Annotated in this window: 2 protein-coding genes; both read left to right on the forward strand. The window is 46.7% G+C overall.

The window, feature by feature from the left end; translation table 11 throughout:
* Positions 1-85: 85 nt before the first annotated feature.
* On the forward strand, positions 86-973 hold the full coding sequence (gene miaA, locus SPADD19_RS02295) for a tRNA (adenosine(37)-N6)-dimethylallyltransferase MiaA (protein WP_061455095.1): 888 nt from the start codon (positions 86-88) through the stop codon (positions 971-973).
* Positions 966-1,364, forward strand: a 399-nt coding sequence (locus SPADD19_RS12430) for an HflX-like GTP-binding protein (RefSeq protein ID WP_481906733.1), incomplete at its 3' end; no start/stop codon positions are given. The genes miaA and SPADD19_RS12430, both read left to right, overlap by 8 nt.

The raw sequence follows: 1,364 nt of genomic DNA on the forward strand, positions 1-1,364 counted from the left end.
ATGTGAATTTCTCCTTTTCTGAACTTTAAATATTTATGTTATAATATATGGTAACGAAAAAACGTGAATTTTGCAAGGAAAAACGATGAAAACCAAGATAATTGTGATTGTGGGACCGACTGCTGTTGGAAAGACAGCTCTTGCGATCGATTTAGCACAAGCTCTCAATGGTGAGATTATCAGTGGCGATAGCCAGCAAGTTTATCGCAAGCTGGATATTGGAACAGCCAAGGCGACACCAGAAGAGCAAGTTGCAGCTCCCCATCATTTGATCGATGTGCGGGAGGTGACCGAGTCTTACTCGGCTTTTGATTTTGTAAGAGAAGCTAAGACTGCGATTGAGGATATCACAGCTCGAGGCAAGCTTCCTATCATTGCAGGTGGGACGGGTCTTTACATCCAAAGTCTGCTCGAAGGTTATCATCTAGGTGGTGAAGTTCCTCATGAAGAGATTCTGGCCTATCGTGCTCAATTGGACTTGCTGTCGGATGAAGACTTGTACCAAAGAGTGGCGGAGCAAGGACTTGTGATTCCTCAGCTCAATCGCCGGAGGGCCATGCGGGCTCTTGAAATTGCGCATTTTGGGCAGGACCTCGCAAACGAAGAGACCGATTTTGAACCCTATCTCATCTGTCTAGATGATGAACGGTCCTTGATCTATGATCGCATCAATCGCCGAGTAGATCGCATGCTAGAGGAGGGCTTGCTGGATGAAGCTCGGTGGCTCTATGATGACTATCCGGAGGTTCAGGCAGCTAAAGGCATTGGCTACAAGGAACTTTTTCCTTACTTTAAGGGAGAGCAGAGCCTTGAGGAAGCCAGTGAGATCCTCAAGCGCAATACGCGTCGTTTTGCCAAACGGCAGCTGACCTGGTTTCGAAATCGAATGGAAGTGACCTTTTACGCCATTTCTGCCCCCCACTTCAAGGAGCAGGTTCTTGCAGATGTAAAGGAGTTTTTACAGCATGATTGAAACAGAAAAGAAACAAGAACGCATCCTTTTGGTTGGTGTGGAACTTCAAGGCATGGACAATTTTGACATGTCTATGGAGGAGTTGGCGAGCCTGGCTAAAACAGCCGGTGGAGATGTTCGGGGCTCCTACACACAAAAGCGGGAGAAATACGATACTAAGACCTTTGTCGGCTCAGGAAAACTAGAAGAAATCGCACAAATGGTCGAAGCAGATGAGATTACAACGGTAGTGGTCAATAACCGACTGACCCCCCGTCAAAATGTCAACTTAGAAGAAATCCTAAGGGTTAAGGTCATTGACCGGATGCAGTTGATTTTAGATATCTTTGCCATGCGGGCTAGGAGTCATGAAGGCAAGTTGCAGGTGCACTTGGCCCAGCTCAAATACCTC

The organism is Streptococcus parasanguinis (genome assembly GCF_001578955.1).
Taxonomy (GTDB): domain Bacteria; phylum Bacillota; class Bacilli; order Lactobacillales; family Streptococcaceae; genus Streptococcus; species Streptococcus parasanguinis_U.